Here is a 14,656-nt window from a genome sequence, read left to right on the forward strand (position 1 = left end):
GGTGAGGGCCTAGTGGCAGACGGCGAGCGCGTCGAGCGCCACCGCGCCCTGGCCCCGGGGGAGCACCATCAGCGGATTGATGTCCAACTCGGCGAGTTCGTCGCCCAGTTCGAGGGCCATCCGCTGGACCCGCAGGACGACCTCGACCAGCGCGTCCAGGTCCACGGGCGGCGCCCCCCGCATCCCGTCCAGAAGCGGCCTGCCCCGCAGTTCGTCGAGCATCGCCCGCGCCTGGTCCTCCGCGAACGGCGGCACCCTCACCGCCGTGTCCCGCAGCACCTCCACGAGTACGCCGCCCAGGCCCACCGTCACCGTCGGGCCGAACAGGTCGTCCTGGGTGACCCCGACGACCATTTCCACGCCCCGCTCGACCATCTGGCAGACCAGGACGCCGTCCAGGTCGAGGCCCTCGTAGCGGGCGATGTCGGTGAGTTCCCGGTAGGCGTCCCTGACCTGGCTGGCCGAGGTCAGGCCGACCTTGACCAGGCCGAGGTCCGACTTGTGGGCAAGGCGCGCCCCGGACGCCTTCATGACGACGGGGTAGCCGACCTGTCCGGCCGCCCGTACGGCCGCCGCGGCGCTGGTGACGAGCTGCTCGCGCGGTACGCGGATGCCGTACGCCCGCAGGAGCTGCTTCGCGGCGTGCTCGCTGAGCTGGCGGCCCGGGCGCATCAGGGCCTGCGCCTTGCTGAAGGAGGGGGAGGGCGTGCGGGGCGCCTCGGTGAACGGCGAGCGGTAGGCGGCCGTGAACCGGTGGTGGTCCAGATAGGCCCGCACAGCCGTGATGCAGTTCCCGAACGTGCGGAACGTCGCGAGGCGTGAGGAGCCGAGCAGCGTCTCGCGGTAGGCGTCCTCGGTGCCCAGGGGCGAGCCCCAGACGACGCAGATCAGCTTGTCCGTGCGCTCCGCCGCCTGAGCCAGGTCCCGGGCCAGCTTGTCGCTCATCGGGGGGAACGGGCCGGTGATCGGGCAGATCAGGACGCCTATGGACGGGTCCTGGAGGATCGACTCGATGATTTTGGGGCCGCGCCAGTCGCCCACGGGGTGGCCGCCGTTGTCGATCGGGTTCGCGACGTTGAGGTACTCCGGGATCCACTGGTGCAGCTCCTGCTGCTTCGCCTCGGACAGTGCCGGCAGGGTCAGGCCCGCGCGCGTGGCGAGGTCGGCGAAGTGGGCGCCGGTGCCGCCGGATATCGAGTAGACCGCCACGCCGTCGGCGCGCGGGGGCCGGGCCCGCGCCAACAGGGCCGCCGTGTCCTGGAGTTCGTCGAGTCCGTCGACCCTGATCACGCCGAACTGGCGCATCGCCGCGTCCACCACCGTGTCCGTACCGGTCAGCTTGCCCGTGTGCGAGGCCGCCATGCGGGCGCCCGTCTCGGTGCGGCCGACCTTGACGGCCACGACGGGCACGCCGTTACGGGCGGCGCGGTCCGCCGCGAGGAGGAACCCGCGGCCGTCCTTCAGCCCCTCCACGTAACACGCGATCGCCCCGACCTCGGGCTGCTCGGCGAAGTACGAGATGAAGTCCGCCGTCTCCAGGTCCGCCTCGTTGCCCGTGGGCGCCCAGTGCGAGAGCCGTACGCCCAGCTCCTGCATCGTGTAGAGGGGGCGGCCCTGGTGGCCGGACTGCGTGATCAGGGCGATGGCCGGCCCTTCGAGGTCCTCGCGGAACTCGGAGAACGCGTTCAGGTTGGTGTTCGGGCCCAGCAGACGCATGCCCGAGCGGCTGACCGCCGCGGACAGGGACGACTGGGCGGCCGCACCCTCCTCGCCCGTCTCGGCGAAGCCCGAAGCGAACGCCACCGCGAACTTCACCTTGGCCTGGGCCAGTTCCTCGATGACCGGCAGCGGGTCCGAGATGAGGAGCACGGCGAGGTCGACGGGCTCGGGCAGCGCGGAGACGGCCGGCGAGCACGGGATGCCGAAGACGGTCTCGCGGGTGGGGTGCACGGGGTGGAGGCGGGCGCCCACGCGCTCCGCCCACGCGATCAGCTGCCGCGTGATGCCCGTGTTCGGGCGGCCCTCGGCGTCGGACGCGCCGATGACCGCCATCGATTCGGGCCGGAAGAAACGGTCCAGGTCGGGCACCTCGCGGTGCAGTGGCCTGCCGCTCACGTCCAGGTCGTCCGCCCTGCTGTGCACGGCGGGTGCCGGCTGCTCTCCGCAGGCGATCGTGCGGGCCCGGCGGGGGTCGGTGGTCAGGGTGCCGTATGTCGATCCAAGCATCGGGTCCGCCCGCTCCTCGACTGGTGCTCACGTAACTGACGTAGTGTCAGATTACTGAACTGACGCTGTGTCAGGAACAGGGCTGCACGCAAAGGCTGCTACGGGTGTTCCCGCGGGCGGGCGGGTTGGAACGGCGGGATGTGGCCACTGTGGGCGGGTGTGACGGAGGGGGTGCGGGCGGATGGCGCCTGCGAGCGGGCCGGTGACCGGACGGCGCTGCCGGTCGGAGTCAGCCCGCGATCGCCTTCGCGATCTTCCGTGCGTCCAGGGCCAGTTCGCGGAACATGCCGCTGATCGGGTTCGTGTACCCCGTGAAGTGGAGGCCGGGCGCGGCGGGGTGCGTCCGCCGGCCGTGCGTGGCCGGGCGGCCCCGGTCGTCGAGGACGCCGAGGTGGCCCACCAGGTCTTCCAGTGCGCGCCGGTACCCCGTCGCCGCGATCACCGCGTCGGGGGCGATGTGTGTGCCGTCCGCCAGGATCACCTTGCCGTCCTCGAAGGACTCGACGGCCGCGACCGGTTCGACCCGGCCCGTGCGTACGGCGTCGATCAGGCCCACGTCCTGCACGGGGATCGCGCCCTCGCGCACCCGCGAGTAGAGGCCGGTCGTGGGTCTGGGCAGGCCCTGTTCCGCCAGGTCGGGCACGCTGAGCTTCGCCATCGGGCGGGCCAGGCGGTCCACGAGCGCCACGGGCAGCCTGCGGCACAGGATGCCCGTCCGCTGCGCGGGCCAGCCCGCGGTGGACCGGCGCACGATGTGGGGCGCCGTGCGGACCGCGAGCCGGACGCGGGACGCGCCGCCCTCGGCGAGGTCCACGGCGATCTCGGCGCCGGTGTTGCCGACGCCGACGACCAGCACGTCACGGCCCGCGTACGGCTTCGCGTTGCGGTAGTCGCCCGCGTGGAGGAGTTCGCCCGTGTACGAGGAGCGGCCCGGCCAGTCGGGCAGGCGGGGGGTGTGGTTGTAGCCCGTGGCGACCACGACGGCGCTCGCGGCCAGTTCACGGCCGCCCGAGGCGCGCACGAGCCAGCCGTCCTCCGTGCGCTCCACGCGCGAGACCGCCACACCGGTGACGATCTCCAGCTGGTGGTGCTCGGCGTACTTCTCCAGGTAGCGCACGACGTCGTCGCGGGACACCCAGCGGCCGAAGCGGCGCGGGATCGCGAGGCCCGGAAGCCCCGAGAGCTTGCGGGTGGTGTGCAGGTGGAGGCGGTCGTAGTGGCGGCGCCAGGACGCCCCGACGTGCTCCGACTTCTCCAGGATCACGGCCCGTACGCCCCGCTCGCGCAGCGCCGCGGCCGCGGCGAGGCCGCCCGGGCCGCCTCCGATGACGTACACGGGGCGGTCCTGGTTGCGTGCGGCGGGCGCGGGGGTGGTGACCATGAGTGCGAGCGTAATCACGGTTCGATTTGATGGGTCTCGGTCAAGACCGGAATCGGTTGCGAATTCATCACGGCGTACGCCCCTTGCGGTGACGCCCCACGTGCGCTGAACTGACGTTCCGTCAGAAACGGAGAGGAGGGCCCCGGTCGTGGACTCGATCTGGCTCGACGGCGTCGAATGGCTGGCCGTGCTGCGCATAGGCCTCGGACTGTGGTGGCTGGAGAGCTGGCGGCACAAGGACAAGAAGGGCTGGTTCGAGCGGGGCACCGGCATCGCCTGGGCCGCCGACGTCGCCGCGAAACACCGGTGGAACGCCGTGCGCAGCGGCTTCGGCGCGGTCGTCACCCCCCGGCCGAAAGTGATGGCCTACATCGTCGTCTACGCCGAACTGGCCCTGGGCCTCGGGCTCGTGGTGGGCCTGCTGACGCCCGTGGCCCTCATCGGCGGGCTGCTCCTGAATCTCCTGTACCTGGTCCTGATGATCCACGACTGGGCCGAGCAGGGACAGAACGCGATGATGGCCCTCATCTCGCTCGTGGCGCTCTTCGCCATGTCCTGGCAGGCCTGGTCGCTCGACGCGGCGATCGGACTGTTCCTGTGACTCTTCCCGCGACCGTACGGTTCGACCTCCCCGAGCCCGACGCCTTCACCCGCCCCTACTGGGACGCGGCCGCCGACGGGACCCTGCTGCTCCGCCGCTGCCGCGCGTGCGAGCGCGCCCATCACTATCCGCGCGAGTTCTGCCCGCACTGCTGGAGCGAGGACGTGGAGTGGGCGCGGGCGTCCGGGAGGGCCGTCCTCTACACGTGGTCCGTCGTCCACCGCAACGACCTGCCCCCCTTCGGCACCCGCACCCCGTACATCGCAGCCGTCGTCGACCTCGCGGAGGGCCCGCGGATGATGACGGAGATCGTGGACGCGGAAGGCGCCGAGCTCCGCGCAGGAATGCCCCTGGAGGTCACCTTCCGCGAGGTGGAGGGCTTCTCCGTCCCCGTATTTCGCTCGCGGACGTGAGGCGACGGGCGGCACCATGCGGTCATGACAGAGAGCCCCGCTCCCGCACCCGGCTGGCACCTCACCGCTGACGTCGACGACTTCCTCGCCCGCGCGGGCGGCCACCTGCGCGCCGAACCCGCCCTGCACACGGTCGCCCTCAGCGTCACCGCGAGCCTGCGGGAACGGGGGCCGGCGGTGTACGGGGCGCGGGAGCAGCTCTTCGGGGTGCTGTACGGGCCGGACGGCCGCGTGAGCGGGACGTTCCTGTGGACGAAGCCCTTCCGGCTCCATATCGGCCCTCTGGACCATGAGCAGGCGGACGCGCTCGCCGTCGCGCTCCACGGGCGGTCGGTGACCGGCGTGTTCGGGGTCGACTCGGCCTCCGCCGCCTTCGCCGACGCCTGGCAGTCCCGCACGGGAGCGCGGGCCCGCCGCGCCGTCGAGCAGCGCCTGTACCGGCTCGGGGACCTCACCCCGCCGCAGCCCGCACCTGCCGGGCGGCACCGCGTCGCCACCGAGGCGGACCGCGAGCTGCTGGTCCGGTGGCGCACCGCGTTCGCCGCGGACACCGGCACTCCGGGCGGCGCCTCGGGCTCGGAGGAATGGGCCGACGAGCGGATCTCGTACGGCGGCGTCACCCTCTGGGAGACCCCGGACGGCGTGCCCGCCTCCATGGCCGGCGTGACCCGCGAGGCCGCCGGGGCGGTCCGGGTCGCGCCCGTCTACACCCCGGAGGAGCTGCGCGGCCGCGGCTACGCGGGAGCGGTCACCGCCGAGGTGAGCCGCGCCGCCCGGGCCGCGGGCGCGAGCGAGGTGCTCCTCTTCACCGACCTCGCCAACCGGACCAGCAACGGCCTCTACCGGCGCATCGGCTACCGTCCCGTGCGGGACTTCGCCGTCCACACCTTCACCGCACCCGAGAACGGCTGACGCTCATGACCGACACCCCTGAGATACGTGGCCACGGACTGCTTCTGCGGGCCTGGCGGGCCGGGGACGAGGGGGACGCCGCCGCCGTACTGCGCGGGCTCGGCGACCCCGAGTTCCGCCGCTGGAACACCCCGCTCACCCCGGTCGACGACCTCGCCGCGGCCCATGCGTACCTGCGCTCACGCCAGGAGGCGCTGGCGAGCGGCGAATCCGTGTCCTGCTGCGTCACCGACGAGAGCACGGGGGAGGTGCTCGGGCACGTGGGTGTCAACGCGATCATGCCCGAGTTCAGCACCGCCCACGTCGGCTACTGGGTGCTGCCCGAGGCCCGCGGGCGCGGGGTGGCGACGCGTGCGCTGAGCCTCGCGTCCCGGCTGGCGTTCGGCGAACTCGGCCTCCACCGGCTCGAACTGGGGCACGCCCTCGGGCACGAGGTGTCCTGCCGGGTCGCCGAGCGCGGCGGCTACCGGTACGAGGGCACGCTGCGGGGCGCGATGTTCGAGGCGGGGCGGCAGGACGCCTTCCGTGACGCGCACCTGCACGCCCGCCTCGCCTCGGACCCCGAGCCGCCGGTGGCGTGAGCCGGCCGCGTCACGGCCAGAGCAGCTCCCGTACCCAGCCCGCCCCCGTGGCGCGGTACCTGAGGCGGACGTGGCGGCGGCGGGCGTCGCCCTGGAAGAACTCCACCTCGCGCGGGGCCAGCGCGTACGCCGTCCACGTGGGGGCGGGGGCCTCGGGGTCGGCCTGCGCGCGCTCCCAGGCCGCGACCGACGCCCGCTCCAACTCATCCTGCGAACCGAGGACTTCGCTCTGGTGGCCGACCAGGGCCGCGGCCAGCGCTCCCGTCGAGCGGACGTGCAGGTCGGCCTGGCTCACCTCGGGCGACTCCGTGGTGACATCACCGCGAACACGGATCTGGCGGCCCTGCGACGGCCAGTAGAAGCCGAGCGCGGCCCGGGGGTGCGCCGTGAGCTGGCGGCCCTTGGCGCTGCCCGCGTGGGAGGCGAAGTGGAAGCCGTCCTCGTCGGCGCCGTGCAGCATCACCGTACGGACGTCGGGCAGGCCGTCCCCGTCCACCGTCGCGAGCGACATGGTGTGCGGCTCGGTCTGGCCGGCGGCCACCGCCCCGGCGAACCACTCGACGAAGAGCGGCAGCGGGGCGGACGGGGCCGCGGACGGGTCGAACGCGGGCAGCTCGGTGTCCCAGACGCGCAGGGACTTCAGGATCTCTTGCAGTTCGGGCATGCACCGATTCTCGCGTCGAACGCGAGCGCCCCGCCGACCGGTCCGACCGGAAGGCGGGGCGCCGCGTCGACAGGCGAGTCCCGTCGGACGAGTCGCGTCAGATGAGGTCCATCGCCGCGACCTCGTCCGGGCTGCCGTAGCTGACCGGGCCCTGGAAGCGGCGGCGGGCCGTCGCGAACCACCACACCGTCGCGATCACGAGTACGGCGACCAGCGCGATCGGCGCGTAGTTGAACGACGTCGCGTTGATCGGGGACGCCTGCGGCAGCATGAACAGGACGCTGCTCGCCACGATCCAGACCACCGCGATCGCGGCGACGGGCTTGCCCCAGCGGCCCAGGTTCCACGGCCCCTGCTGGAAGTCGTCGTGGCGCAGGCGCAGATAGATCGGGACGGCGTACGCGAGGTAGAGACCCACGACGTTCACGCTGACGATCGCGGTGAACGCCGTGTGCGACCACCAGCCCGGCACCACGAGGACCAGCGAGCAGGCCGCCGCGAGCCACACGGCCTTCACCGGCGTGCGCGTGCGCGACGAGACCGAGTGCCACCAGCGCGAGCCCGGCATGGCGCCGTCACGCGAGAAGGCGAAGATCTGACGGGTGTTGCTCGTCATGTTGGCCAGGCCGCAGAACAGCATCGAGCCGATCACGATCAGCAGCAGGACCTTCGCCGTCGTCATGCCGAGCGCGTCGATGAGGATCTGCACGGGCGGCGCCGACGCGCTCGCCTCCGCCGCGTAGTCCCCGATCGCGAAGACGAGGGCCAGCATCAGGATCAGGCCGGTGACGGCGGAGTAGCCGATCGCCCGCATGATGCCCTTGGGCGCGTTGACCGTCGCCTGGACCGTCTCCTCCGACATGTGGAAGCTGCCGTCGAAGCCGGTGAACGTCCAGCTGGTCACGAGGAGGCCGAGCAGGGCCGCGTAGATCCCGTTGGAGAAGCCGGTGTTGTTGGTGAACTGCGTGACGACCGACGCCGACTGGTGGTGGTCCGGTACGGCGATCAGCGCGACCACGATGATCACCATGCCGATGAGGAGCCACCACACGGAGATCCGGTTCACCAGTGCCACCAGCTGCACCGTGTACGTGTTGGCGAGCGCCTGGAGCAGCAGGATCGCCGCCGTGATCAGAACCGTCTGCTGCGCCGTCGCGTGGTACGACGGCCACTGCATGACGACGAACGCCTGGATGAAGGTGGCCGCCGCATAGCCCGTCGCCGCCGTGCCGCCGACCTGCCCCACGAAATTCAGCCAGCCCGTGTACCAGGACCAGGCACCCTTGTGCCGTTTCGCCAGCTTTCCTGCAGAGAAATAGAGAGCCCCGCTCGTCGGATACGCCGATGCGATTTCGGCCATCGACGCTCCGACGAAAAGCACCATGGCCGCGACGGCTATCCAGCCGAACACGAGAATGCGCGGCCCGCCGGCGTTCATTCCGAACCCGAAGGAGGAGAAGATGCCGGAGATGATGTTGATGATCGTGAAAGAAATCGCGAAATTGTCGAACGCCTTGAAGCGCCGGGTCAGCTTCCGCGGGTAGCCCATCGCGTGCAGCGTCGCGTCGTCGTCGAGCGCGGCGGCGGGCCGCCCGGATCTGGTGGGGGACGTGGGGGGAGTGGGTGCGCTGGTCAGGGGGTCGGACACAACCTCGGCCTTCCGGTGTGGGGGAATTTCCGAAACCTGTGGGGCGGGTGGGGTCAGGTGCCGTGGGGGACCGGCAGACCGCACGCGCGCCGCGCCCTGCTGAGCTGTTCCCCGGGGTCACCGAAGACGCTCCAGGGCATGCGGGACGCGTACGGGCCCATGGCCATGAGCACGGCCCGCGCCTCGAAGACGCACTGCGCCATGTGCAGCGCGTGCGCCAGATACGCCAGGTCGAGGACCGGCGTGAAGCGGTAGCCGGCCACCTGCGGCAGCCAGTTCCGGTACGCGCCGAGCGCCGTCGCCTTCCACTGCGGCTGGTCCCAGGTGTGCTCGGCGAGGAGGTGCGCCGGGTTGTGGCCCTCGACGAGGGTGACCAGGGGCAGCAGGCGCAGCGGCGATGAGGCCGGGGCGCGCTGGCTCAGATACGCGGCCACGTCCCAGGCCGCGTTCACGGTGCCGCCGTGCCGGGTGAAGAAGAACGCCAGGAACTGGTGGTGGGCCTCGCGGTGCCAGGGGTCGAGGCGCGTGACGTGCTCGAACTGGGCCCAGGGGCCGCGGGGCTCGGTGAGCAGGCCCTGCGGCGCGCGGTCGCGGGGCCGCTGGAGGCGGGCCATGGAGAGCCGGGCGGCCCACGGGGTGGGGTCCTTGGGCGCGAGATCCGAGGCCCGGTCGCAGGCGGCGAGCGCTATCCGGCCGAGCGCCCCGATGCGCCGGTCGTGCGACTGGGCGGCGCGCAGGGTCCGGAACACGGCGACGCGCGCCCACAACAGGGCGGCGTCGGGGCCGGGCTCCTCCTCCAGCCAGCGTTCCGCGAGGTCGGAGTCGGCGGCGACGGAGGCCAGGACGAGGGAGCGGTGGGCGCGCAGTCCGAAGTCGCCGTGCGTCTCCTCGAGGACCGAGTGCGCGCCGAAGTAGCGGCCCGCCTTCAAGTCCGTGCAGGCCCTGGCCAGCTCTCGGTCGTCGGCGGCGGGATGCCAGACGTACTGTCCTTCGAACGAGCCGGCGGTCATGCTCCCCTGCCACTGTTCTGCTTTTCCGTACGGACGACGGGGAGCACCCTACTCAGGATCACGCCCTACGGAAACTGCGCATCCGAAATAACAGGTTCCGGGTTGTTCATGACGCGCCGCGCGTCTCGCGATCCGATTTCGGGTTCGCGATCGGTTTATTGAAATTGCAAATTTATTGTGCCGGTTCCCGGTTTCTCATGGCCGCGGACTTGTGGACGAGGCCTCAGGACGTGCCGAGCACCACCGTCCCCGACGAGCAGAACCATCCGCCCGTGCCGGACGCCACCGCGAGCCGCGGCAGCCGCCCGCCCTCCTTGCGCACCTGGCGCTCCCCGGCCTCGCCCCGCAGCTGTCGTACCGCTTCCACCAGCAGGAACAGGCCGCGCATTCCCGGGTGCTGGGCCGACAGGCCGCCGCCGTCCGTGTTCGTGGGGAGCCCGCCGTCCCGCAGCAGCCGTCCCTTCTCCACGAACGGTCCGCCCTCGCCCTTCGCGCAGAACCCCAGATCCTCCAGCGTCACCAGCGTCATGTACGTGAAGGCGTCGTAGATCTCCGCGAGGTCGATCTCGTCGGGCGTGACGCCCGCCCGCTCGAAGGCGAGCTTCCCGCTGACGGCCGCCGGGGACACGGTGAAGTCGTCCCACTCGGACATCGTCGTGTGCGACACGTACTCACCCGAACCGAGCACCCACACCGGGGACTTGGCGCAGTCGGGGAGCAGGTCCTCGGCGACGAGCAGCACGGCGGCGCCGCCGTCCGAGCGTATGCAGCAGTGCAGTTTCGTGAACGGGTCCGCGATCATCGGCCCGTCGAGCACGTCGTCCACGGTGACCGGGTCGCGGAACATGGCCTCCGGGTTCAGCGCGGCGTTCGCCCGCGCCTGCACGGCGACCTCGGCGAGCTGCTCGAGGGTGGTGCCGTACTCGTGCATGTGGCGCCGCGCCGCCATCGCGTACTTGGCGATCAGCGAGTGCCCGTACGGCACCTCGAACTGGAGGGGGCCGCGGGCGCCGAAGCTCAGGTTGGACGTGCGCCGTTCGGCCTTGATGTCGGCGCGGGCGGTCGACCCGTAGACGAGCAGGACCGCGCGGGCGCGGCCCTGGGCGATGGCGTCCGCCGCGTGCGCCGCCATCACCTCCCAGGTGGAGCCGCCGACCGAGGTCGAGTCCACCCAGCGGGGGCTGAGCCCCAGGTACTCGGCCACCTCGACCGGCGCGAGGACGCCGAGGCCCGCGCTGGCGAACCCGTCGACGACGTCGGGGGTGAGTCCGGCGTCGGCCACGGCGCGGCGGGCGGCCTGGGCGTGCAGGGCGTAGGGAGTGGCCTCGTCCACGCGGCCGCAGTCGGAGAGGGCGATGCCGGCGATGGCGACCCGGCGGGAACCGTGAAGTGCGGCAGTCATAAATCTGACGGTACATCAGATCGGCTGATCCGCCAGAGGGTGTCTCCGTGTGTGCGTCCGTGCGCAATTCTGCGCTCGGGTCAGCGCATACCGCCGCACGCGCCTCTGCGTACACCGCCGTACACGCCTGTGCGCATATCTCTGTGCATCCCGCCCCCGCCGCCCTAACATGACGCACCGTCAGAACAGGGGGTCCGGGGTCGCCGGACCCGTGGGAGGAGCCCGTATGGACGCCGCCTTCACCGCGGAACAGGACGAGATCCGCCGCACCCTGCACGAACTCATGAACAAGCGCTGCGGCCCCGAGGACGTCAAGGCCGCCGTCGGCACGCCCGCCGGCTACGACCCGGCCCTGTGGTCGGCCCTCGGCGGCGAACTGGGCCTGCCGGGCCTCGCCCTCCCCGAGCAGTACGGCGGAGTCGGCTGCGGGACCACCGAACTGGCCCTGGCCTGCGAGGAGTCGGGCCGCGCACTGGCCCCCACCCCGCTCCTGGCCACCGCGGCGCTCGCCGCCCCGCTCGTCCTCGCCCTCGGTACCGAGGCCCAGCGCGCCGGACTGCTGCCCCGCATCGCCTCGGGCGCCCTGACCGCCACGCTGGCCGTACCCGGCGAGGGCCTCGCCACCGCGCTCGGCCTGACCGGCGACAACCGTGGCGACTGGTCGGGCGGCGGCCGTGCGGGCGGCGTCCAGGCCAGGCGGGACGACGGCCATGACGGTGGCTGGAGGCTGTACGGGCAGGCCGACCAGGTCCTCGACGGACACAGCGCCGGCCTCCTGATCGTCGCCGCGCACACCGGCGGCTTCGCCCGCTCACGCACCCTGCTCTTCCTCGTGGACGGCGACGCGGAGGGAGTCGTCAGGACCCGCCAGACGTCCCTCGACGAGACACGCCCCCGCGCCCGGGTCGAACTGCGGGACGTGGCCGCCGAGTTGCTCGGCTCAGGAGAGAGTGAGGGCGGCGAGGTGGCCGGCGCTCTCGCCGCCATGGGTGACGCGGCCGCGACCGTACTCGCCGCGGAAGCCGTCGGCGCCGCCGAGCGCGCCCTGGAACGGACCGTCGAGCATGTGCGCCAGCGCGAGCAGTTCGGGCGGCCCATCGGCTCCTTCCAGGCGGTCAGGCACCGCCTCGCGGACGTCTACGTCCAGGTGCAGGCGGCGCGCTCCGCGGCGTACTACGCGGCCTGGGCGGCGGGTTCCGGGAGCGGTGAACGGACGGGCGGTCTCGCCCTCGCCCAGGCCCTGGAAGCGCTGCGCACCGCAGCGTCCGAGGCCGTCCAGCTGCACGGCGGCATCGGCTTCACCTGGGAGCATGACGCCCACCTCTACCTCAAGCGCGCGACCGGCGACGAACTCCTCTTCGGCCCCGTCCACCTGCTGCGCGCACGCGCCGCGGAATCCGCCGAGCTCTTCACCCGCCAGGAGGCGAGCGCCTGATGGCACCACCCGGAACAAGACTGCTGCAGAAAGTCTCGTCGACCCGCGCCTTCGCCCGCGTCGCCCCCCATTTCATCCCCGCGATGGACCGCACCGTGCACCGGCTCACCCGGGGAAAGGTGCTGCTCAGCGCCCAGATGCTGCCGGGGGTCATCCTGACCGCGCGCGGCGCGAAGAGCGGACTGCCGCGGCGGACGCCACTCGCCTGCATGCCTGAGGAAGGGGCGGGCACCTGGCTGCTGATCGGGTCCAACTTCGGCCGCCCGGGACACCCCGCGTGGACGGCGAACCTGATGGCCCACCCGGACGCCGACATCAACTGGAAGGGCGAGGACATCCCGGTCACCGCGCGGCTGCTCGACTCCGGCGAGCGGGCGGAGGCCTGGGCGGCGGTGCTCACGTTCTGGCCGCCGTACGCGAAGTACCAGGCGAGGGTGGAGCGGGAGATCCGGCTCTTCCGGCTGGTGCGCCGATGAGGCGGACCGGCGGCTGAGACTGCAACAGCGGCGGCTCACGTCAGACGCGAACCGCCGCTGCTCGACAGGACCTGGAAACCCGAAGGACCGCTTCAGGGCTACTTCGTCGGCTTCTTGCCGGTGACGCCCAGATACACCAACAGGGCCAGATTGGGCTTGAGTTCGGCCTGCTTGACACCCCAGGTCTGGAAGCCCTTCTGGTGAGAGGCCACCGCCGCGAGCATCGCGACGAGCGAACCGGCCATCGCGGCGGGGCTCACGTCCTTGTCGACCTTGCCCTTGGCCTGGAGCTCCTTGACCGTGTCCGTAAGGGAGTTGTTCACGGAGTTCAGGATCTTCATGCGGATCTTGTAGAAGCGCTTGTCGCCCTCGGCCGCGCCGAGGTCGACGACGCGCAGGATCGCGTCGTTCTTCCGCCAGAACTCCAGGAACCCGTCCACGAGTTCCTGCGAGGTCTGCCAGCCGGCCTTGCCGATCCACGAGCGGCCCTCGAGGAGCTGGGTCAACCCGGCGCCCTCCGTGGCCATTTGCTCGGCAATCTCCAGGACGGCGCCCTCGACGTCCGGGAAGTACTGGTAGAAGGTCGCCGGTGAGGTGCCTGCCTTCCGGGCCACATCAATGACTTTGACGTCCCGGTAGGGCGAGGAGCTGAGCATCTCGCCGAGGCACTCCAGCAGCTTCTGACGCGTCGCCTGACCACGCCGTCCGGCCACGCGGCCGTCGACGGTACGTACTTGTCCTGTCATGCCGTCAGCTTACCGAGGGGTGATCGGAGCGCGATTCGGCCGACTGCAAATGGGGTTGGGGGCTCCGGCACATGGGTTGATGGGGGGCCGCCCGGGGCTTTTGCGCATGTGGAGGCCGGTGGGATCGCGCACGTTATCAACAGCCTGTGGAAAACCCCGTGGATAAAATTGGCCAAGTGTTCGAATTGAACGTGTCGCCGACCCGCGGACGCGGCACCCTGCCACCCAGGGGACACCCCTCCCCATAGTGACGTACGGCACACCGGCGTACGGCGGGTGAACAGGAAGGACGCACACCGATGGAGTTCGCCGACGGCGCCCCCTGCTGGGCCGACGCCGCGCTCCCCGACGTGGAGTCGGGCAAGCGCTTCTACGGCGACCTCTTCGGCTGGACCTTCGACGAGGGTGCGGGCGCGGAGTACGGCTACTACACGCAGGCCTTCAGCGGCGGCAGGAGCGTCGCCGCCCTCGCCCCGGACCGCGACGGCCGCACGCCCACCGGCTGGACCGTCTACTTCAAGGCCCGCGACGCGGAGACACTCGCCTCCGCCGTGCGGGACGCCGGCGGGCGGCTGCTCGTCGAACCCCTCTCCATCGGCCCCTTCGGCACGATGGCGCTCGCGGCCGACCCCGAAGGCACCGTCTTCGGCCTCTGGCAGCCCGGCACCCACATCGGCTTCGAGGTGCAGGGGGAACCCGGCACGTTCCGCCGGACCGAGCTCCACGCGCGCGACCGGGCGACCGTCGTCCCCTTCTACGCGTCGGTCCTGGGCCGCGGCGCCACCGGCCTCGGCCTGTCCGTCACCACGGGCGACGCCCCCGCCCGCTTCCTCGTCCACTTCGCCGTCACCGACTGCGAGGCCACGGCCGACGCCGCCACCCGCCTCGGCGGCCGCGTAAAGGAAGAACCGTTCGACACCGCATACGGACGCGTGGCCGTCCTCACCGACAACCAGGGTGCCGCCTTCGCCCTCCACCAGGGCTGAACGGGTCCCTCCGCGCCCTTCCCGCTCCCTCCCGCTCCAATTCCTCCCTCGCGGAACCGACTTCCTCCCTCGCGGAACCGACCCGTAATGCGGTACCTCTCCCGTGACACCCCGATTTGCCCCCGGGTTCGCAACCGGAGCCCCGTACAGGAAGAATCGGGGTGCGTGCCGCCGT

Annotated in this window: 14 protein-coding genes; 7 read left to right on the forward strand and 7 right to left on the reverse strand. The window is 71.8% G+C overall.

The window, feature by feature from the left end; translation table 11 throughout:
• Positions 1-9 precede the first annotated feature (9 nt).
• The gene (locus ACZ67T_RS12010) at positions 10-2,226 is read right to left on the reverse strand and encodes an acetate--CoA ligase family protein (RefSeq protein WP_469983422.1); all 2,217 of its coding nucleotides are present in this window, start codon (positions 2,224-2,226) and stop codon (positions 10-12) included.
• 229 nt (positions 2,227-2,455) lie between these two features.
• Positions 2,456-3,607 carry a flavin-containing monooxygenase gene (locus ACZ67T_RS12015; protein ID WP_469983424.1) on the reverse strand — a complete coding sequence of 384 codons (1,152 nt, stop codon included), beginning with the start codon at positions 3,605-3,607 and terminating at the stop codon, positions 2,456-2,458.
• A gap of 148 nt (positions 3,608-3,755) precedes the next feature.
• Between ACZ67T_RS12015 and ACZ67T_RS12020 the strand changes: the two genes are divergently transcribed.
• Genes ACZ67T_RS12020 through ACZ67T_RS12035 form a run of 4 tightly spaced genes read left to right on the forward strand, consistent with a single transcriptional unit; the run spans position 3,756 to position 6,114 of the window.
• A complete protein-coding gene (locus ACZ67T_RS12020) occupies positions 3,756-4,208 on the forward strand; it encodes a DoxX family protein (protein WP_116512441.1) in 453 nt (150 codons plus the stop codon).
• Positions 4,205-4,621 (forward strand): Zn-ribbon domain-containing OB-fold protein, encoded by a 417-nt coding sequence (locus ACZ67T_RS12025; RefSeq protein ID WP_469983426.1) that lies wholly within the window; start codon positions 4,205-4,207, stop codon positions 4,619-4,621. The genes ACZ67T_RS12020 and ACZ67T_RS12025 overlap by 4 nt, the downstream gene beginning before the upstream one ends.
• A 24-nt stretch (positions 4,622-4,645) precedes the next feature.
• Positions 4,646-5,533: a GNAT family N-acetyltransferase gene (locus tag ACZ67T_RS12030; RefSeq protein WP_469983427.1), complete on the forward strand. Its 888-nt coding sequence runs from the start codon at positions 4,646-4,648 to the stop codon at positions 5,531-5,533.
• Positions 5,534-5,538: 5 nt separating this feature from the next.
• Complete coding sequence (locus ACZ67T_RS12035) at positions 5,539-6,114, forward strand: GNAT family N-acetyltransferase (RefSeq protein ID WP_469983429.1); 576 nt, start codon at positions 5,539-5,541, stop codon at positions 6,112-6,114.
• Positions 6,115-6,124: 10 nt separating this feature from the next.
• On the opposite strand, the gene ACZ67T_RS12040 is transcribed toward ACZ67T_RS12035, so the two are convergent.
• The 4 genes from ACZ67T_RS12040 to ACZ67T_RS12055 all read right to left on the reverse strand — a co-directional run bounded on the left by ACZ67T_RS12040 (position 6,125) and on the right by ACZ67T_RS12055 (position 10,838).
• Positions 6,125-6,778 (reverse strand): pyridoxine/pyridoxamine 5'-phosphate oxidase, encoded by a 654-nt coding sequence (locus ACZ67T_RS12040; RefSeq protein ID WP_469983431.1) that lies wholly within the window; start codon positions 6,776-6,778, stop codon positions 6,125-6,127.
• A 97-nt stretch (positions 6,779-6,875) separates the two neighbouring features.
• The gene (locus ACZ67T_RS12045; RefSeq protein WP_469983780.1) at positions 6,876-8,327 is read right to left on the reverse strand and encodes an amino acid permease; all 1,452 of its coding nucleotides are present in this window, start codon (positions 8,325-8,327) and stop codon (positions 6,876-6,878) included.
• A gap of 152 nt (positions 8,328-8,479) precedes the next feature.
• Positions 8,480-9,436, reverse strand: a complete 957-nt coding sequence (locus tag ACZ67T_RS12050; RefSeq protein ID WP_469983433.1) for a hypothetical protein — start codon at positions 9,434-9,436, stop codon at positions 8,480-8,482.
• 223 nt (positions 9,437-9,659) lie between these two features.
• Entirely contained in the window at positions 9,660-10,838 is a 1,179-nt protein-coding gene (locus ACZ67T_RS12055) for a thiolase C-terminal domain-containing protein (protein ID WP_469983435.1), read from the reverse strand.
• 226 nt (positions 10,839-11,064) lie between these two features.
• Between ACZ67T_RS12055 and ACZ67T_RS12060 the strand changes: the two genes are divergently transcribed.
• Both ACZ67T_RS12060 and ACZ67T_RS12065 read left to right on the forward strand, forming a co-directional pair.
• Positions 11,065-12,273 carry an acyl-CoA dehydrogenase family protein gene (locus tag ACZ67T_RS12060; RefSeq protein WP_469983436.1) on the forward strand — a complete coding sequence of 403 codons (1,209 nt, stop codon included), beginning with the start codon at positions 11,065-11,067 and terminating at the stop codon, positions 12,271-12,273.
• Positions 12,273-12,749, forward strand: a complete 477-nt coding sequence (locus tag ACZ67T_RS12065) for a nitroreductase family deazaflavin-dependent oxidoreductase (RefSeq protein WP_469983438.1) — start codon at positions 12,273-12,275, stop codon at positions 12,747-12,749. Before ACZ67T_RS12060 ends, ACZ67T_RS12065 begins: the two co-directional genes overlap by 1 nt.
• A gap of 98 nt (positions 12,750-12,847) precedes the next feature.
• On the opposite strand, the gene ACZ67T_RS12070 is transcribed toward ACZ67T_RS12065, so the two are convergent.
• On the reverse strand, positions 12,848-13,495 hold the full coding sequence (locus tag ACZ67T_RS12070) for a TetR family transcriptional regulator (RefSeq protein ID WP_469983439.1): 648 nt from the start codon (positions 13,493-13,495) through the stop codon (positions 12,848-12,850).
• 299 nt (positions 13,496-13,794) lie between these two features.
• Here ACZ67T_RS12070 and ACZ67T_RS12075 point away from each other — a divergent pair, with 299 nt between their 5' ends.
• On the forward strand, positions 13,795-14,481 hold the full coding sequence (locus tag ACZ67T_RS12075) for a VOC family protein (RefSeq protein WP_469983441.1): 687 nt from the start codon (positions 13,795-13,797) through the stop codon (positions 14,479-14,481).
• The last annotated feature ends 175 nt before the right edge of the window (positions 14,482-14,656 follow it).

Source organism: Streptomyces sp. NPDC107517 (genome assembly GCF_055582645.1).